This window comes from Nostoc sp. C117, from assembly GCF_043099735.1.
Taxonomy (GTDB): Bacteria; Cyanobacteriota; Cyanobacteriia; order Cyanobacteriales; family Nostocaceae; genus Nostoc.
This window is the reverse complement of record NZ_CP170991.1, coordinates 5,905,417-5,924,999: the sequence shown is the minus strand read 5'-3', so window position 1 is coordinate 5,924,999 and position 19,583 is coordinate 5,905,417. Positions and strand designations below refer to the sequence as shown.

17 protein-coding genes are annotated in these 19,583 nt (G+C 40.1%); 4 read left to right on the top strand and 13 right to left on the bottom strand.

Translation table 11 applies throughout. The features are described from left to right. Window positions 1-195 precede the first annotated feature (195 nt). Window positions 196-1,239 carry a sugar transferase gene (locus tag ACFG4S_RS25485; RefSeq protein WP_392531725.1) on the bottom strand — a complete coding sequence of 348 codons (1,044 nt, stop codon included), beginning with the start codon at window positions 1,237-1,239 and terminating at the stop codon, window positions 196-198. Between the two features lie 1,327 nt (window positions 1,240-2,566). Beyond that, window positions 2,567-3,118: a ribosomal protein S18-alanine N-acetyltransferase gene (gene rimI, locus ACFG4S_RS25480; RefSeq protein ID WP_392531724.1), complete on the bottom strand. Its 552-nt coding sequence runs from the start codon at window positions 3,116-3,118 to the stop codon at window positions 2,567-2,569. 91 nt (window positions 3,119-3,209) lie between these two features. Here rimI and lysA point away from each other — a divergent pair, with 91 nt between their 5' ends. The 3 genes from lysA to uppS all read left to right on the top strand — a co-directional run bounded on the left by lysA (window position 3,210) and on the right by uppS (window position 6,461). Beyond that, on the top strand, window positions 3,210-4,625 hold the full coding sequence (gene lysA, locus ACFG4S_RS25475; RefSeq protein WP_392531723.1) for a diaminopimelate decarboxylase: 1,416 nt from the start codon (window positions 3,210-3,212) through the stop codon (window positions 4,623-4,625). A gap of 145 nt (window positions 4,626-4,770) precedes the next feature. After that, entirely contained in the window at window positions 4,771-5,715 is a 945-nt protein-coding gene (gene cdaA / locus ACFG4S_RS25470) for a diadenylate cyclase CdaA (RefSeq protein WP_392531722.1), read from the top strand. Then, on the top strand, window positions 5,712-6,461 hold the full coding sequence (gene uppS, locus ACFG4S_RS25465; protein WP_392531721.1) for a polyprenyl diphosphate synthase: 750 nt from the start codon (window positions 5,712-5,714) through the stop codon (window positions 6,459-6,461). The genes cdaA and uppS overlap by 4 nt, the downstream gene beginning before the upstream one ends. A 226-nt stretch (window positions 6,462-6,687) precedes the next feature. On the opposite strand, the gene ACFG4S_RS25460 is transcribed toward uppS, so the two are convergent. The 7 genes from ACFG4S_RS25460 to dnaK all read right to left on the bottom strand — a co-directional run bounded on the left by ACFG4S_RS25460 (window position 6,688) and on the right by dnaK (window position 14,120). Beyond that, window positions 6,688-6,894, bottom strand: coding sequence for a type II toxin-antitoxin system RelE/ParE family toxin (locus ACFG4S_RS25460; protein WP_392531720.1), 207 nt, complete (start codon window positions 6,892-6,894; stop codon window positions 6,688-6,690). A 98-nt stretch (window positions 6,895-6,992) separates the two neighbouring features. Further along, a complete protein-coding gene (locus ACFG4S_RS25455) occupies window positions 6,993-7,331 on the bottom strand; it encodes a type II toxin-antitoxin system ParD family antitoxin (protein WP_392531719.1) in 339 nt (112 codons plus the stop codon). Between the two features lie 9 nt (window positions 7,332-7,340). After that, window positions 7,341-9,326 (bottom strand): DUF4157 domain-containing protein, encoded by a 1,986-nt coding sequence (locus ACFG4S_RS25450; protein ID WP_392531718.1) that lies wholly within the window; start codon window positions 9,324-9,326, stop codon window positions 7,341-7,343. A gap of 263 nt (window positions 9,327-9,589) precedes the next feature. Continuing rightward, complete coding sequence (locus ACFG4S_RS25445) at window positions 9,590-9,862, bottom strand: DUF3143 domain-containing protein (RefSeq protein WP_392531717.1); 273 nt, start codon at window positions 9,860-9,862, stop codon at window positions 9,590-9,592. Between the two features lie 28 nt (window positions 9,863-9,890). After that, window positions 9,891-10,415: a J domain-containing protein gene (locus tag ACFG4S_RS25440; RefSeq protein WP_392536078.1), complete on the bottom strand. Its 525-nt coding sequence runs from the start codon at window positions 10,413-10,415 to the stop codon at window positions 9,891-9,893. Window positions 10,416-10,845: 430 nt separating this feature from the next. After that, a complete protein-coding gene (locus ACFG4S_RS25435; protein WP_392531716.1) occupies window positions 10,846-11,838 on the bottom strand; it encodes a DnaJ C-terminal domain-containing protein in 993 nt (330 codons plus the stop codon). Between the two features lie 194 nt (window positions 11,839-12,032). Then, window positions 12,033-14,120, bottom strand: coding sequence for a molecular chaperone DnaK (dnaK, locus tag ACFG4S_RS25430; RefSeq protein WP_392531715.1), 2,088 nt, complete (start codon window positions 14,118-14,120; stop codon window positions 12,033-12,035). Between the two features lie 316 nt (window positions 14,121-14,436). Between dnaK and ACFG4S_RS25425 the strand changes: the two genes are divergently transcribed. Continuing rightward, window positions 14,437-15,285, top strand: a complete 849-nt coding sequence (locus ACFG4S_RS25425; RefSeq protein WP_392531714.1) for a M28 family peptidase — start codon at window positions 14,437-14,439, stop codon at window positions 15,283-15,285. 113 nt (window positions 15,286-15,398) lie between these two features. Here the strand turns inward: ACFG4S_RS25425 and ACFG4S_RS25420 are convergent, their stop codons facing one another. From ACFG4S_RS25420 to ACFG4S_RS25405, 4 genes are all read right to left on the bottom strand, one after another. Beyond that, a complete protein-coding gene (locus ACFG4S_RS25420; protein WP_392531713.1) occupies window positions 15,399-16,304 on the bottom strand; it encodes a bestrophin family protein in 906 nt (301 codons plus the stop codon). A gap of 377 nt (window positions 16,305-16,681) precedes the next feature. Beyond that, on the bottom strand, window positions 16,682-17,080 hold the full coding sequence (locus ACFG4S_RS25415; RefSeq protein WP_392531712.1) for a VOC family protein: 399 nt from the start codon (window positions 17,078-17,080) through the stop codon (window positions 16,682-16,684). A gap of 778 nt (window positions 17,081-17,858) precedes the next feature. Next, the gene (locus ACFG4S_RS25410) at window positions 17,859-18,683 is read right to left on the bottom strand and encodes an SIMPL domain-containing protein (RefSeq protein WP_392531711.1); all 825 of its coding nucleotides are present in this window, start codon (window positions 18,681-18,683) and stop codon (window positions 17,859-17,861) included. Between the two features lie 451 nt (window positions 18,684-19,134). Continuing rightward, window positions 19,135-19,512, bottom strand: a complete 378-nt coding sequence (locus ACFG4S_RS25405; RefSeq protein ID WP_392531710.1) for a hypothetical protein — start codon at window positions 19,510-19,512, stop codon at window positions 19,135-19,137. Window positions 19,513-19,583: the final 71 nt, after the last annotated feature.

Below are 19,583 nucleotides of genomic sequence, written 5' to 3'. Positions count from 1 at the left end.
GGGAAGAGAGAGGAAAAGTTGTTTTGAGACCATAAACTTAGATGAGGGATTTTTTGAAGTTTAGAAAATTCCTAAAAAAATCAATAATCAAAAGAAAAACAGTAACGAGCTTCATTACTGTTTGTTAATAATTTTATTTTTTGCAAGTTTCTAAGTTGGACAATTCAAAAATCCTAGGATAGTAAATGCAAAAAGCTAAACAGCCCCACTGTTTTTATTGAACAAAATAGCTACTGTTTTCAAAATAAGCTTTAAATCGTATAGCAAACTCCAATTTTTTTGATATTGCAAATCTAGACGAATTACATCCTCAAAATTAAGCACTGTTGAACGTCCATTGACTTGCCATTCCCCAGTCATACCTGGTTTAACGTCTAAACGTTGCCACTGTGGTGCTTCATAACGTTCTACTTCATCAGGTGTAGGTGGTCTAGTTCCTACTAAACTCATCTCTCCCTTGAGGATATTCCAAAATTGGGGTAGTTCGTCCAAACTTGTTCGCCGTAAAAAACGCCCTACTTTGGTAATTCTCGGATCGTTTTTATTTTTGAAGAAAGCGCCTTGAGCTTGGTTTTCTACTAGGGATTTTTTCGCTTCTGCATCGACACACATGGAGCGGAATTTCCAAATCTTAAACCGCTTTCCCATCCAGCCACAGCGGGTTTGACTAAAGAAAATAGGACCTGGATCGTCTATTGTAATGGCGATCGCAATGGGAATAAACAAAACTCCTGTAATTATTAAACCTGTTAGCGATCCGACAATATCTATTAACCGTTTCATCCAAGATGCCACAGAAGGATGAGTAGTAGGTAACTGCTCTAATTGACGAAGACCTGCTTCGCGATCGTATATTAAACCTTGCTGTTCTGCTATTGGGCTATGATCAACAAGATGTAAGCTGAAAACCTGATCTAATCCCGTGAGTTTTAGGACTGCCATTACTTGAGGTGTCACATTTCGCAGTCTTAATGCAATTCCTTTTGACTGAGCGTATTTAAAATTACTGACTAATGCACCTAAACCACTACTATCCATAAAAGTAGTTTGGCGAAAGTCAATGATCATTTGTTTAAGATGTGAATTGGCTTGAATTAAGCTTTGGCAGGTTTGCTTAAAGCCTACAGCCTCGAGAACGCTAAACCGAGCGGAGACCTGCACTATCGCCGTGTCGTTTAAAGAAGTAACTAAAAAATCTACTTCAGTGGATTGGCTACTCATAAAGCTTTGAATTTTCATTATCCTTTTGTGATGCAATCTACCGAACATTATTGGGCGTTAAAAATTGCATAATTGCTGTAGGAACTGAGGTCAAATACCTGTGGATTTTCCAAGCTACAGTTTTTCTCTTAACTTCATCATTCACTGAAACAAAAGATACAAGTAAAATTACATTTGCTGCAACTCTGTAGATTTTTAACTGAGCAAATGCTGAAATACTTTGTTCGATTGCTAGCACTGTAAGTTAGAGATTCCTCTGTTTTTTTACCGCGCTTATACATAAAGTTCATTCAGCTAAGTCAAAACAGTTAATTAATTGAACCAATCGACTGTCTTGTACGGGAGATACTGCACCAAAAGATAATCACTTAAAAATCCCTTGAGGGTATTTATTGCATAATTCTGCCCATTGAACATAAAATTTAATCCCCTAAGAACTTTTTTTACCATTAGTTTAGTATTATTTGTTCTGTCCTTTGTGTAAATTTATTGCAAAATATAAATACTAGTTACCACTTTACCTTTAGTTACTGACATAACACAGCATCATAGGGTAGTATATTGTCTGCATCATAGGTTATAGTTTCTACCTCACATTTATTACCCAAGCTTAGGTTGATATAGTACACAAAATTTATAGATAGTTCAGCTTAAATCAGATTAAATCAGAGACTCACAACGTGAAGTATAAGTAATCTGAGCTTTATTTATACCTGTAATTTAGTGCATGAATTTACTAGCTAGAGTTTATACTCATAACTAATTTATGGAGTTTTAGTCAGTTTATTTACTGAGTACTACTTAATTAATTATCATGATACGGAAGTCATGTAAAGTTCTTTACAAAATCTTAATTATGTCTTGAATTAAGTATTTTCTAATACATAGGGACTTTTTTGTTAAAAATATTCGATATATGTGAGTTAAAAGTAAAATTTTTATTAAGTTATATTTAAGAAATAATTGAATATTTTTTGATTGGGAAGTTTCTAAATAATTAGTGTAAGTGTAGCCCACGATAGCCATCGCTTGCCAATTGGGAAAAATCAAACTTTAATGCCCGAAAATCGATAGTGATGATTTAGTCACTTTTGTGAATGGATAAATCGCGGGTCACAAATATACTTCTTGCTTACTTAAAGAAGAAATCCTCACGAATAAGTTTTACTTATAGACTTGTGTAAATAAATTTTGTAGATAGTCGAACTAATCTTTATATAATCTTTATAAATAGGTTGGTACACACTCAGTAAATTGAGGGTATAATCCTAAGCCACGTTAAAAAATTTCAATGCAGGCGAGTTAGTGTGTTGCGGAGGTTCTCGAAGCTCGATGACTTAAATAATTAGTTAAAAAGCAACTGCCAAGAAGATTTACCCAGACGATCGCTAACAATAGAATACCATTGGTCTAAAGTGGCTAGAAATTTGGGGTGTTGGAGGTCTGGGAGCCAAAGAACCAGAGCGTCTTCACCGTTATCTTGGTAATAACCCCGCCGTCGCCCAGCTGTTTGAAAGCCAAATTTTTGATATAAATATATAGCTCCTAAATTAGAAGCTCTGACTTCGAGGGTAGCTCGCTCCAAGCCGCGATCGGAAGCTGCCTTGATCAGTGAATATAGTAAAGCTTGTCCTAGACCTTGACGTTGATATTGCGGATGAACTGCCAAAATTGTAATATGAGCTTCTTCTAAAATTGACCAAAAGCAACCCATTCCCAGCAGTCTCGAATTAGAGACGGGGGAAAATAAACCCAGCAAATCGCTGTTGGGACTATCTAGCTCTCGTAGATAACCCTCCATTGTCCACAAACCGCCAAAACACGCTTGATCTAATTCCAGCAATGCACTCAGATGCTCTGAAGTCAGTAATTTAGTTTCTAAATTTAATAAGATCACATTTATTGAATAAGATTACAAACCCTTTGTAAACTGGGAAACGGGAGACTTACTCACCCCCGTAATTTGAGCAAGGACAAATTTTATAGTTATGGTATCGACTCACCCCACTGGGGTTCAACATTCTGGAAGTCAATATTTACCTCCAAGTCGCAGCACCGAAGCCAATGCTTCACCAAATCAGGAGCTTTTGCCCTTAACTGCGAGAGTTCATCATCATGACTTCCTGCAAATTGGTGGGTGTGATGTCACAACCCTAGTTAAGCAGTTCGGTTCACCTTTATATATTTTAGATGAAGAAACGCTGCGTTTGGCTTGTCAGCAATACCGAGATGCTTTCAAGCAATACTACAAAGGCGAATCTCAGGTACTGTATGCCTCAAAAGCTTGGAATTGTCTGGCAATTTGTGCGATCGCAGCATCTGAAGCTTTAGGAATCGATGTAGCATCAGGTGGTGAACTTTACACCGCTCTGCAAGCAGGTGTCAATCCTGAGAAAATCTATCTTCATAGCAACAATAAATCTCGTGAAGAATTGCTGTTTGCCACAGAATCCGGTTGCACTATTGTGGTGGATAACTGGCACGAATTAAAGACTTTAATCGAAATCGCAGAGAAAGGGGTGCCACTCACCGCGTCACTCTCTCCCCGGATTATGTTACGCCTAACTCCGGGTATTGAATGTCACACACATGAATATATTCGGACGGGACAAATAGATAGTAAATTTGGTTTTGATCCCAATGAGCTAAAGGAATTGTTTACTTTTGTTAGTAAGCAATCTATCCTTAACTGCGTGGGGTTACATGCTCATATTGGTTCTCAGATTTTTGAGCGCCAACCACATCGAGATTTAGCTGCTCTCATGGTGGATTGGTTGCGTGATGCACTAAAGTGTGGTTTAAATTTGACAGAGTTAAATGTCGGTGGTGGTTTAGGGATTAAGTATATAGAATCAGACGATCCCCCTAGCATTGAAGAGTGGGTAAAGGCCATTTGTGAAGCGATCCAAGAAGCTTGTACATCCGAAAATTTGCCTTTGCCAAAATTACTTTGTGAACCAGGGCGATCGCTAATTGCCACAGCTTGCGTTACAGCCTACACTATTGGTTCATCCAAAGTTATTCCCGAAATTCGTACCTATGTAGCGATCGATGGGGGAATGTCTGATAATCCTCGCCCGATTACTTACCAATCAGTTTATCGAGCAGTTGTTGCCAATAAAATGTCCTTTGCCTCAACAGAAACAGTCACAATTGCTGGTAAACATTGTGAATCTGGAGATATTCTGATTCACAACGCCCTACTCCCAAAGACAGAACCAGGAGATATTCTCGTAGTTATGGGAACTGGTGCGTACAATTACAGTATGGCATCTAACTACAACCGCTTGCCGCGATCGGCAGCTGTCCTAGTGGCGAATGGCGAAGCAAATTTAATTTTGCAACGTGAAACTTATCAAGACTTAATTCGACAAGATCGCCTACCGGAAAGACTAAAGATTTAGTCATTAGTCATTAGATAGGAATTAAACCTGTCTATTTTGAAACCTAACAAAAAAAGATGGTTTTCAAAATAGACCTGGTTTCATTACAAATGAAAAATGATAAATGACAAAGTGTAATTAGAGGCAAAAGTGTAATCCAGATGTCATGAGAGATTGGTGGAAGCAATGGCTGATAAACCTGGGATGGTCACAGTCCTTGCTACTTGGGACTCTGGATATTGTATTGGTGTTGGCGCTGACGTACATGATACTAGTTATTATTAGTGAGCGCCGCACACTATGGATGGTGAGGGGATTCATTATCTTGATGTTAGCCTCAGCACTAAGTGGGAAATTCGGACTACTTCTGCTAAATTTTGTACTGGAAAAATTGGTAATTGGTTGTGCTGTAGCGATGGCAGTTGCTCTACAGTCAGAATTTCGGCGATTTTTAGAACAATTGGGGCGTGGCGAATTCCGTCAGCTGTTTCAACCCGATCGCTTAGCAATCCCCAAGTCTGATAGTGTAATTGATGAAATTGTTGAGGCTGTTAAGGAATTGTCAAAAAACCGCATTGGAGCTTTACTAATTTTGGAAACCACAGGGCCGATTGATGAGCGGGATTTTTCTGTGCCAGGAGTAAAGCTCAACGCGGAAGTTTCTAAAGAACTGATTCAGACAATTTTTCAGCCAAAAACTTTGTTACATGATGGGGCGACATTAATCCGTGGATCTCGGATTGTGGCATCGGGTATAATCTTACCACTTTCGGGACGCACAGCCTCCCGCCAGCTGGGAACACGCCACCGAGCGGCAATGGGAATTACTGAGCGGGTGGAAAATTGCATTTGTGTCGTTGTATCTGAAGAAACGGGTTCAATTTCCTTAGCGGAACGGGGAACCCTAAATAGGCCGCTGACGATTAGGAAGTTGAAAGAGTCATTAGAGGCTCTGTTATCCCCAACCGTCGATCGGGAAGCTGTTGCTCCTGGTCTTTTCAGCTTGGCTCGTCAGATAGGTGGGAAGGCACTAGCATTGGTTTCACGTTTACTCCGATTACCACGTCTTCGACGCGCTACGCGAACAACCGCTTCTCGAGATAAAAAATGACACTACAACAAACTAAACTCCAAGATTTGCCTACTGATTTGAATAGAGAACTATTACCCCAGCACGTTGCAGTGATTATGGATGGCAATGGGCGATGGGCTAAACGTCAAGGTCTACCCCGAATTATGGGTCATAAGCGAGGAGTTGATGCTCTCAAGGATTTGCTTCGTTGTTGCAAAGATTGGGGAATTCAAGCACTAACAGCTTATGCTTTTTCCACCGAGAACTGGAAAAGACCCCAGGAAGAAGTAGATTTTTTAATGACTCTATTCCAAAAAGTTTTACGCCAAGAACTGCGGAAAATGGTTGAAGAGAACGTGCAAATCAAGTTTGTCGGAAATTTGCAAGCTTTACCGCGATCGCTCCAACAAGAAATTTCTCGTTCGATGGAAGAAACCAAAAATAATCGTGCTATCCGATTTTCAGTGGCAACCAATTATGGCGGACGGCAGGAGATTATACAAGCTTGTCGAGCGATCGCCAACCAAGTCCAGCAAGGTCTCCTACAACCTGATGAAATAAATGAACAGGTATTTGAAAGCCATTTGTACACAGCCGGAATTACTGACCCAGATTTGTTAATCCGCACAAGTGGAGAAATGCGTCTTTCTAATTTCCTGCTCTGGCAAATGGCTTATGGGGAAATTTACATCACCGATACTCTCTGGCCAGATTTTGACCGTGTGGAATTTCATCGCGCTTTGTGTGCCTACCAGCGAAGAGAGCGACGGTTTGGGAAAGTTTAAGTCAGTAGGGTGAGCATTGCTTTTAAGGATTTTGACGCGCTCGCCCATTTTTGGCAATACCTACCCTACAAAATAAGCGATCGCACTACGGACTTCCAAATAAAAAAATAATCAATCGCTTTGAGGAGCAGGAGGAGAAGAAACCTGATAGTCGTATTTGATGCAGAAATTGAGTAATTTAATTTTTGGATGTCCCCTATTATTTGTTTATTTAGATCGAGGAGTATCAAGAATCAGAGTCGTGGAATAGAGCTTTTATATCTCGATAGCCACTGACAACACGGAAAATTTCCACATCTTGCCCTATGGGTATGTAGAGGATAAGGTAATTTTCTATTGACAGACTACGGATACCGGTTAAAATTTCATCACGCTGTCTTCCAAGACCAGGGAACTGAGCAATTTTGGCAAATTTCACATCAAGCTTACTCAAAAAAATCTCAGACTGAGCCAAGCCAGATTATCTAGCAATGTAATCCGCAATTTGCTCGATATCTTGAATCGCAGGTTTGGTGAAGCGAAATTGTGGGGTCATGTTTCGTCTGAAACACCGTAGCGCGATCGCACATTAGCGCGAATTTGAGCCATTGCAGTTGAGCCATCAACGACTTTGCCCCGCTGCGAGGCTTCCCAGCCAATGCGTGCTTCTTGTTGAACATCTTGCAATCGTGCTTGATAGATGTCTTCTTGTTGTTCTAGGAGTTTTATACCCGCAAGAATAACTTCAATCGCGTTCTGATACTTACCGCTAGTGAGTTGGCGTTGAACTAAGGCTTCTACTTCAGGTGGCAGAACGATTTGCATGGATTTTTGGATGAGTAGGAGTAACTTTAATTGTAAGCGATCGCTTTTGGTGGGCGTTTTTATCAACTATGCCATTCACTTGCGATCGCCACACTTCTCATGCATTACTTCCACGCAATTCTGGAGAGTTGCGTTAGTCTCAGCTATCTTTTTCATATGCTCCTCATATTTTTCATCACCTGGCGAATAACACTTTTGCTGAAGCTTTACCCGTCCGTCAAGTGCCCCGTAACCGGCAGCAACCTTTGCCGTTGCTGATTCACAGGTATCAAGTTGCGGCGAACACTTTCTTGCTTTATTGTAAAACTCGTGCATTTCGTTGTTAAGAGTTTCGACAACTTCATCCGAACACTTCTTGCTCTTGGTTTTAGTCTTATCTTCTTCTTTTGTGTCAGTGTCCGTCTTCTCTTTTATCTTAGCTACTATCAGAGGTGCTGATACAATTATTAAAATAATCATTAAAGCAATTGCCACTATTGCCAAAATAACCGCAAGACTAAGACCTGCCACCAAAGGAATTGCGGGTGCAAACCGTTGAATACTACCTTGAACAGTTTCTGAATCAGAAGTACTAGAAACTAAACTAGGAGACATGAAAGGTGCAGAAACTGATGACTGTAAATTTATCAAAAGACTTTCAACTGTGGATGCTGCAATAGGCTTTGCTCCAGAAACATCCGTTGAAGTTTCAGAATCTTTTAGTGCAACAATTCCGGGCAGATTTATCAAACCTTGTGATTTTTCACTCAAGGCTGCACAATGACCATTCAAAGTAGTTATTTGACCGTCTGTTAAGTATACAAACTCTTGTCCAGAAACTTTTTGCATTGCTTTATTAATCTGTGCAAGTAGACTGGCTTTTTTCTCCTCTAACAAAGCACTAACGTATTGCTCTCCAGTTTCTTTAGCCCAATCATAGACATCACTTCCGGCTTGAGTGACAGAATCTAAGGCTGCACTACCTTTTTCTTTAGCCCAGTCATAAACATCGCCTCCAGCTTGAGTGACAGAATCTACCGCTGCACCACCTTTTTCTTTAGCCCAGTCATAAACATCGCCTCCAGCTTGAGTGACGGTATCTACCGCTGCACTGCCTTTCTCTTTAGCCCAATCTAAGATGCCACCGCTTGAGCTACTTTCTGAGTCCGTCTTATCTTCATCATCATCAAAAAGCGACCACCTTTGTATCCCAGTTGGAGAAACTGCTGATATATTAGGCGATCGCTGTATCTCTGGTTCCTCTTTTTCGCAAATGGAACACTTTTGTTGCACAGTTGGCTGTTTCGAGACTTGCTTAGTTTTAAGTCCTCCCATCTGCTGCACAACATGGGTTAATTCATGAGCAGTCAACGCATCTTTTGCAGGAGACTTGCCGGCGCCAAAGTAAACATCCTGCTGATGAGTAAATGCTTGAGCATTTAACTCTCGATTCATCTGCACTGCTTCGCTGCCAGTATGCACCCGCACCTGACTAAAATCAGCACCAAAGCGCGGTTCCATGAAGCCTCGCACTTCATCCGATAACGGACTTCCCCCACCTTTACTTCGATTGAGCCGACTTTCAATATTATCTCCTGCCTCAAAACCTCCATTACTAGCCGATTGCATTGATAGCTTCGTTTGTACTTTCTCTTCTTCCTGCTCGCAGACTGCACATTGGCGCTGCAAGGAATTTTGTACAGGCTCTACGCTAGGAGTGTTAAATAAGTCTGGCACAACCATCTGCATTACCTGGTTTGCCATCCAATCAGCTTCTTGCTCGTACTTATCCCCTGGTTCTCTCACCGTTAGCTTTGCTTGGGGACGACGCAATGCTATGCGACTAATATCGTGACCAAAAGACCTTTGCTCAATAGCTTCTGATAACAACGATTGCTCGCCAATAGCCTCGGTTTCTTGAAGGTTGGTTGGTTCTTTTGTGGCTGTTTGGATCTGATTATTTGTTGGTAAACCAAAACTGCGTGTTGGATTCGCCAGCGTTGGAGTATTTGGTGAGACAAGAGATGGATTTAAAAAATTTGATCTACCTGCTTTGTTAAGTCCAAAAGTGCGATCGCTCATCTCACCCTTCCTTCATCGATGGGTATAGTCATGATTCTTACTGCCGGACGTTATACGCCTTATGTGAGTTAAAAATTCTCCAGCAATCTCAAAGGTTTCAGCCTTAGCTTTAATCGTCAACTTACCGTTATCAACGAGACTGCGTTGTTTCAGCCGACAACTCACATAAGCCGTATTATTATCCCCAACAATTCTACAGTTTATGGAAATGCGATCGCTATCTACCTTAGTCTAAATTTACGCTTAACTCTACTCAGCAATCTCTATGGACCAGAAAAAACTGCTTGTTCTATATCTTCCCGACTCAGAGAATACTTGAATGACCGTTGAATATCTTGTGCATTTTCTCCAGATTGGAAATATCGCACGACAATTTGCTCAACATCGAGCCAAAGTTCAGCTTGCCAATTGGGTCGCTGTACGCGCCAGCAGTGCTTCTGTGTTTCGTCTTGTTGACAGCCTTGGTCTTTTAGCCACTGCTCAATTTGTGGTAGCGGATGATTGTATAAGGGGGTATCAGCGGGAAGAAGAGGCATAAGCAATTCAAAATGAACTACAAATATCTTAATTGTTAATTACCATTAGGGTAATTAATTGGGACACATAGGTAATTTGCTCGTGTATGGATTGAGTTGGTTGGAGCAAATGCTTTGGGAAAGCAGCCTCACCACGAGTTAAGCCAATGGCAACTGCTAGTAACAGACAACCGACAAATGTTAACACTAGTATAAATAAAGCAAAGATTTCGCCAGATGAAAGGGGGCGATCGCTTGCATCGAGGTAAGCTGATTTGGAAAAGTCATAGGAATGGGAGACGGGATGATTCAAGTCAGGGGGTGGTTGAATCACTCCAAAGCGGGAATAGCCAATTTTAAAATCGTAGCTTAACCGCCGTTCTGGATGACTAAGGGTAGCGTAGGCTTCGTTGATTTGCTGGAATTTGGTAGTAGCTACAGCAGCAGGTAAGTCTGTAGTATCAGGATGATAGCGTTTGCTCAGTTGTCGATAAGCCCGACGAATATCGATTACCGATGCCGAGGGATGCAGTCCTAGCAGGGAGTAATAAGTTGGTTTACTGCTTTGTGGCATTGCCCCGTTTTGATTCACGGCTGTTTGAGTTACTTTGCTCAAAGATATTTTTATATTTTAAATCCTTTATCCATTGGGAAAGACAGAATAAGGCATAACAAATAAAGTATTAATTTAAGTAGGTCGGGGGAAAATTTATTTACAGGTATGTAACGAGTTAAAATAACCAGCTATTTTTTCTACATGCCAGATATGTGTATTTAATGTAATTACTTCTGGTCGATCTTATGGTAAATCTTTTTTCTCTAGTACGGCTTATGTGAGTTGTAGGTTGAAACAAAACAGTCTCGATGACGGTTGACCGTTGACTGATGACCGATAACCGTCAACCATCAACGATTATAAAGAGTCTTTATATAATTTAGACGCATATCAGCTTATGTATATTGCATGGTTCACAAGATATAGAAACTATTTTTCCAGATGAAGACTAACCTATTAAGTCAGCGCGAGGTTTAAAGGTTTCAATTTGCCGCAACTTTTCGTAAAGTTCCCGTTCTTCCTGACTAATATTCTTCGGTGTAACTATTTGAATTTCTACCAATTGATCGCCACGTTTCCCATCATCACTGGGGTAGCCTTTATTACCTAGTCGAAATTTTTGACCAGACCTAACTCCAGGAGGAATGGTCATTTTTACAGGCCCATCGAGAGTGGGTGCTTCTACCTGGCCTCCTAAAACTGCCTCACTGGGAGTAACTGGTACTTGGCAGACTATATTGGAACCATCAAGCTTAAATAATGGATGAGGCTCAACGGTAATTTTTAAGTATAAATCACCACCTCCAACACCTTGATTTCGCAAACGAATAGTTTGACCTGTGACCATACCTGAAGGCATAGTAACTTCTAGCGATCGCCCATCTTCTAAGCGAATGCGTTCATTACCACCTTGATAAGCCTTTTCTAAGGGTATAGTCAATCTGGCTTCTATATCACGACGATTAGTCCGAGGTGGGGTGTTAACTGTGTAAGCAACTTTTGTTCTCGGCGAACGATATGGATCGCTATTACCATTATTAGATTTACTAGCTCCATTTTTATTGTTGACACCAATAACTTGATTAATAAAGCTTTCAAAGTCAGCAAACTGACTTGGATCTACATCCTGATTCTCATTGCGACCGTTAGCACCACTTTGCCAGCTTTTAGCCTTTGGCGTTTGTTTGTTGCCGGCAAAGCCTTTTTGCTTCCAATAGCGGCTAAACTGGTCGTATTGCGATCGCTTAGCGGTGTCTGAAAGAACTTCATATGCCTCACCGATATCTTTAAATTTGTCCTCGGCTGCCTTATTTCCAGGATTTAAATCGGGATGATACTGTCTTGCTAATCGCCGATAAACCTTTTTAATTTCCTCACTAGAGGCGTCTTTAGATATTCCTAAAATTTCGTAGTAATCGCGGAAATTCTGCAAATTTTGCATAGTCAGTTATTTAAATTTTAGATTTTAGATTTGGGATTTTGGATTAATTAGGAGTGAGAGTTAAGAGTTGAAAGATTTAATTTTTAACTTCTCACTTCGCCAATTTTAGATTTATCATTTGGGATTTTGGATTGAAGAAAAAATCTAAAATCTAAAACCCAAAATTGACTAACTCCTAACTTCTTTTAAAAGCACTACAACCAATCATTATCTTCTTCTTCATCCCAGTTATCTTGGTAACTAGGACGGGATTTGCGTGGAGGACGGCTGTCATAGGAGGAAGAACGATTATCTCGGCTATAGTCTCTGCCATAGTCTTTACCATAATCTTTGTCTCTGCCATAGTCCTTGGAATAGGAGTCACGTTCCCGAAATGTATCTCGGAAAGGTTCGCGTTCCCGTTCCTTATCGCCGCCAGTAAAGATGTCACGGATAGTACCCAACAAATCATCGTCTTCGTCTTCAGCATAATACTGACGGACTTCTCGATTTAGTTCATATAGAGCATCTTGCAGGTCAGCGTAGGCTTGGTCAATACCGCGATCGCTATTTTCCTGGAGACTCTCCTTTAGCTGTCGGCAAATATTATCAATTCTTTGACGGCGGTTGCGGGCAAACTGCATCCCAAATTCTAAGGCTACTTCTCTGAGTTGTCGTTCTGCTTGGAAAATCAACGCTTCAGAACGAGTCCGTTTTTCTACTCGTTCTTTACGTTCGCGATCGACATCGGCGTATTTTTGAGCATCCTGAATCATCCGATTCACTTCCGACTCGTTCAAAGTTGAAGCGCCTTGAATGGTGATACTCTGTTCTCGCCCAGTGGTTCGATCTAAAGCTGTTACCTGTAAAATGCCATTGGCATCGATATCAAAGGATACTTGAACTTGAGGAATACCCCGTGGCGCTGGAGGGATGCCATACAGCTTGAACCGTCCTAAAGACTTGTTGTTTGCTGCCATTTCCCGTTCGCCCTGAACTACGTGGATTTCCACAGTATTTTGGTTATTTTCCGACGTAGAAAATATATCAGAGCGGCGTACTGGTATGGTAGTATTGCGGGGAATGAGTTTTTTCATGATGCCGCCAATAGTTTCCAATCCCATAGATAGCGGTGTCACATCTAAAAGCAGCACATCTTTGAGTTCTCCCGCCAGAATACCTGCTTGAATTGCTGCACCCACTCCCACTACTTCATCGGGATTGACGTTTTCGTTAGGTTCTATGCCAATTAAGTCCCGTACCAGCTGCTTCACCATTGGCATCCTTGTGGAACCGCCAACTAGTACAACTTCTTCAATGTCTCTAGATGAGAGTCCGGCATCTTTGAGGGCGCGTTTAACTGGTGTCCGCAATCGTCCTACCAAATCACCACATAAACTTTCAAACTGGGAACGAGTCAAGCGAGTTTCCAGATGTTTGGGACCGTCTTCAGTGGCGGTGATGAAAGGTAAGTTAATATCAGTGACGCTGACAGCAGAAAGTTCAATTTTGGCTTTTTCCGCAGCTTCCATCAGACGTTGCAAAGCTTGGCGATCGCGTCTTAAGTCTACTTCTTCTGTTTCCAGAAATTGCTCTGCCAACCAATCTACTATTTGTTTGTCAAAATCATTACCACCAAGTTGTGTATCTCCACTGGTAGCTTTAACTTCAAATATGCCATCCCCTACTTCTAAAATCGACACATCAAAAGTGCCACCACCCAAGTCAAAAACTAAGATAGTTTCTGTCTCACCCCGATCCAATCCATAAGCCAAAGATGCCGCAGTCGGTTCATTCAGAATCCGCAGCACCTCTAAGCCAGCAATTCTGCCAGCATCGCGGGTTGCTTGCCGCTGGGAATCGTTAAAATAAGCGGGTACTGTAATCACTGCCCCTGTCACTGGTTCACCCAAATAACGACTAGCATCGTCTGCCAATTTCTTCAGCACCATTGCCGAAATTTCTTCTGGGGCAAAATCTTTATTGAGACGGGGACAAGCAACTTTAATATTACCTACTTCGTCTTTGCGGATAGTGTAGGGTACACGCTTGGAATCTGGACTAAGTTCCCCATACTTGCGCCCAATAAAGCGCTTAACTGCAAAAAAGGTATTTTGGGGATTGAGGACGGTTTGTCGCCGTGCCATTTGCCCAACCACTCTTTCACCTTCCTTGCTGAAGCCAACCACAGATGGGGTTGTTCGCATTCCTTCTGCATTGGCAATCACCACCGGCTTGCCACCCTCCATCACGGCGACTACTGAGTTGGTTGTACCCAAGTCGATGCCGACTACCTTGCCCATGCGTTACTCTTCTCCTAAAGTGTCTTATATATTTATTATGATTGGCGGAACTACCTCTAGTTTTGTGCTAAAGGGTGAAAACACCTCAATGGTATAATAGTCGTCATTAAGGTAATAAGTTAAAAAGTTCAGCTAGAAGAGATAGTTGCAAGACTAGGATAGCATTGACGATGGTTGGTGTGTCCAAGCAGCCTCAATTGTTGTTATCTAGCTACTTCTATTCGCTCTATCTGCAAGTTGGTAAATGCACCTTAATCATACTTGCTCTGGTTTTTTGAGTGTCTGAAAACTTGAATATTGCGACTATTTTAAAAATTTGAATTTAACAGAACGATTACAAACTTCCCTGAGTGAGATAGCGCGAGAACGCGATCCTTACATGGCAACAGGTGGACATTTTTTTGTCCAAGAATATATCCGCCAGCAATTTTCCCAATGGGGGAGTGTGGAAATCCACACCTTCCAAGTAAGAGGTAAAGCTTGTAAGAATTTCATATTAAATTTACCGTCGGAAGCTAGAGGACAAAAAAAGGATTTGTCACCTATCTTAATTGGTGCCCATTATGATGCTGTTCCAGGAACACCAGGCGCGGATGATAATGCTACAGGTGTAGCAGTTTTGCTGGAATTAGCCAGGAAGTTTGCTACCGAACCAATAAGATATCCCTTAAGGTTCGTTGCTTTTGACATGGAAGAATATGGCTTACTCGGTAGTGCTGACTATGCAGCTGTGTTGCGCCAACAAAAACAACAACTACGTTTAATGATTTCCTTAGAAATGCTCGGTTATAGAGATTCTACACCTGGTTCTCAAAGTTACCCCCCTTTTTTGGAACGTTTCTACCCAAATAGCGGTGATTTTATTGCTTTAATTGGCAATTGGCGAACACTTGGTGACTTAATTGGTATGAGTCGTAGTATTCGGCAAGTTGGTGTACCTAGTCAATGGCTACCCGTGCCAAATCGAGGTTTAATAGTTCCCCAAACTAGACTCAGCGATCATGCACCTTTTTGGGATTTAGGTTATCCAGCAATGATGATCACAGATACAGCATTTTTACGTAATCCACACTATCACAAATCTAGTGACACCATTGCTAGTTTAGATTTAGATTTTCTCAGCGGTGTATGTGAAGGATTGGAAATCGCAATTCGGCATTTATAAAAAAGCCAATAATATCTACTTATTTCAAGTTGATAGAAGTACTAAACGAAAATTAAATAGGGTAGCACCAGGTTTTTCAAAAAGACAATATTAACTTGTAATTAATATTTTCGTTAGACCTTTTTTGTATATGTTTGGGCACTAGGAGTTAAAGTAATTAAATCGTCAATATTGCGTTTCATTGTCTTGCAAATTGCATCTAGAGGTAAGTCATTAGCATCATACCCAAAGGGGTTTTCTATCTCCAAACCGATGGCTTCAATACCAAACACCGTAAAACCAACTAAAGCCGCAACTAAACCTGTCCACCAACCAAGGCTCTGGACGATTTGAAATGGTAGTAAGAAACAATATAAAATCAGCAATTGCTTCAAATGAATAGCATAAGCGAGGGGCATGGGTGTTTTTAAAATCCGTTCGCAAGCACCTAAATTATCTACAAGATTATTCAATAATTCTTGAAGAGATGTTAACTGATAGCTATTGAGGCAATTACGATTATATTGCTGTTGTAAATAATCTCCTATCCAAAATGCTAGTTCTATAGGGGGATTATTCATGATCTTCAGTTGTAGATACTTGGTAGATGGCATTAATTCTTGTAACTCGCTATTGACAGGTTCTCCGCGTAAATGTAATTTTGTTGCCACAGCAAAAGCTACCAATAAATTTAGTGCCATAATTTTATTTTCTTTATCATCTGGGGATATTTCGTCAACTGATACCCAAATTTGCCGCGCCAGATTTCGGATGTTATTTACTAGAGAACCCCAACATTTTCTCCCTTCCCAAAACCGTTCATAAGCGGTATTGGTACGAAAGACAAGTAACAAACCCAAAACAATACTAGGGATAACACTTCCTAAAATAGGTTGGGATACAGGCTGTTTAAAATGGTAAAGTATAGAAATCAAAAATCCGAAAGCTCCAGACCATAAAATGTGTTTGTAAATCTTTCTTGTTACAGAACCTTTAAGTTGTAATGTTGTGTTTATCCATTTCAGTTTTTCAGTAATCATGTAGTCACCCTAAAAAACATTTATAACTTAAAAACAATAACTATAGAAGTAACACAATTTTCAAGGAAAATACTGGAAAAATAGGGTTAGAAATCAATGGGATATGCTTGCAGAAATCACTGTATCCTAGTTTCTGTCTGAAAAAATTCAAAGGCGATGCCTACGCCTAGGCACGTGTTTATAAACAAATGTAACGATTCTAGGCTGGCTGCATAAATCCCGCATCGTACCCCGATAAATGTATAGAAGAAAAGGTACATACCTATCGATAATGACCATAGGTCATTAATCGTTATCACGTACCCTAGTAAATCAACAAGTTCTAACCTGTACAAATCCTGCCCTGTAAATTCAGTGTTTAGACATAGCTAAATAAGTTATGTCTTTTTTTTGTGATTAGCCTCAAAACGTTGAATTTCAATTAAATAACCACTGGGATCGCGTAAAAAACAATGGTAAATGTTGTACTTTTCGTTTAGTGTAGGTGGCTTTTCAAATTTGACGCCACGTTCTTGGAGATATTCAAACCATTCATCTACCTGCTGTGTTACCAAGGTAAAAATGACACTCAATTGCTTTTCTGGTGAAGGAGTTGAGATTTCGCTTGCTTGGCACAATCCCAAGTATCCTGAACCACTAACAGTATAAATTCGACAGCTTCCTTGGTCAAGCCACAACTCCAAACCCAGCTTTTGTTCATAAAATTCTGTGGATGCATTGAGATCGTGAGTATAAAAGAAAGTGACCTGTTGTTCAATTTGCGGATGATGAGACATAAAAGACATTTGAGTATATACCCTAAGGACATTTGGCGATCGCATAGGTAAAAATTGATTTATGTTAGAAACCTGTTACTACTCCAGAATGCCTTAAGCGTATCTGGAGTTTCTTTATTTTCTAAATCGTCCGGATATGCCAAAACAGCCTTGAATAGGGATGCATACTGAATTATCTATATCGTCCGGATATGCCAAAACAGCCTTGAATAGGGATGCATACTGAATTATCTATATTTAAAACGAAGCATCACTTATTGATGTACTCCTCTACCAAACAACTCTCGCAAAACAGCCTCAGTTCATCTGGGGCTGTTTTGCATAATGAGTGATGACTGATGATTGTTAACCGTTAATCGTCAACGATTATAAAGAGTGTTTATATAATTTAGACACATATCACCTTAATCTACCTATATTTGAGTGTATACCCTGATGACGTAGGATTATCTCATGTGAAGAATTGGTATAGGTAAATGCGTATCTTTCCTGACTCCAGATTTGTGACAAACATTTCTGGAGTTTTTTCATTATTGGAGTTTACAATTACTCATTTAGCCTCAACTCAAGTGAATATTTGATTTTTCTATAGATTGCTAGAATGAAAAAATAGAATAATAGTTAAATAACTCAGGGAAAATATGACTACAATGATTAAAAATATTGGCGCTGGCTGTAAATTTCGAAGTAGGAATATTGACGCTAGGATAAATATAAAACGCGATCGCACTTTAAAATTTGATATAAATTGAAGTGCAATCGCATCTAATAAAAATACTTATTTCACAGTATATGTCACAAAAATATCCTTTTTCATCTCTACTTCTGCTGGGGCATCTGGATCGTAAGTTGGTGATAATAACAAACTAGCAAACGACGGTAAAGGAACTCCAGTTTTAGACCCACAAGAAGGATAAAATAATGTATAAAATGGCTCGGCTACAGAAGGAATGCCAAGTTTTACGCCCATAGCAGTCGCTAAAGCTTGAGCGCGACTTTGAGCGTCTTTCATTGCTGATTGATAAACTGAACTCTGCAAAGCCTGACAATCGTTGACTGCATATTCCACACCGACGCTTTTGATAGTCAGGTTTTCCAGTTTGCTCGTTGCTTTGTTTGCTGTAGCAACGAGTTCTTGGATGCGATCGCGTGTTGGTTTTTCCACTCTGATTAATATCTTGGCATTATTATCACTAGTATTAGTATTAATTTGCACTTTAATTTTATCAGCACTAATCCCCTTAGCAATTAGGCTATCTACTATCGGCTGGAGAGTTCCTTTTGTTAGTGATTTTTTATCTGGTAAAGATTCTACTGGTGTTTTGTCAGTTAAAAATACAGTTGGTGAGAATATACGGTGAGCTTCTGGTAAGGCTGATGGTTGCGTTTGTAACTCATCATTGCTAGTTCCGCGACTAAATACCAATTCAATATCCGCTGTATCTGCTGGCACTCTCACTGCTCCTTGACCCATTACCATTAAAGAATGGCGATCGCTTGCTGGTGGATAAAATAATTGGGCATTACTGACTTTAGGTGTTAATATCTCTACCCCAACAGTCATATTTATACTTGCCAACATTAAAGCAGTTATTTTTCTCATATTCTGGGAATGTCCTTTTCACCTAGTACTTGTCAAAGTTTACACTTCTAGAGCAATATACTGAATCTTTTATCCAAATAATCCATAAAAAAAAGGACTGGAGAAAAGGTGAAAATGACAAAAAATTAATCTCATACTTAGCGTTAGCCAGAAAAGACGGTTAGCAATTAGACAAAAAATATTGAGCTAGTCCCACATTTTCTAGACTGATTTTAGTCGTGGATTAGCTCAATATTCAAAACTTATGGAAACTATATGTATCTAGACAGACAGACAAATCTTGTTAGAGATAAGCTGAAAAACATCTAATTTGCATAACTGAATTAAACATAACTCTTGTGAGTTGGGCAACATAAGTGCCCTAATTATGTAAGTTACATGTAGAACAGCTTACACAATCTGGGTTTGGTAACCAGACAGAAAACCTGTTTTCTTTAATAAATCTCCCGTATTAACCAAACCAGTGAGAAGGTTCACAAGCAATTTGAACTGTTTCACAAAGATGATGGCTAATCCAATCTGACTTTTCTTGAAGAATTGAGCAAATACCTTGGTGAATCAAATTTTGTAAATGTAGTTGCTGTTCCAAGGGTTTACGAGGTAACTGGTAATTTAACAAGCTTTCTTGTTCTGTCTCGGCTAGCGAAATATGTCTGTCAGATATCACGCTGTAAAAGGAGGGAATGCGGTTGAGGACGAAGACAATTAACTCTTGACGTAAGTCAGGAATTGCAAAGGCTTGTTGATATGGATGGTATGGATATGTATCCAAAACGCTTTCAATTTCTCCTATTACTGACTGCTGTGTTAAATTAACTACGGTTTTCATAATTTTTAAACTCCTTTTTTTAATCCACTCAATGATTTGTGAAGTAAACAACTTTTTTAGATGCCAACATT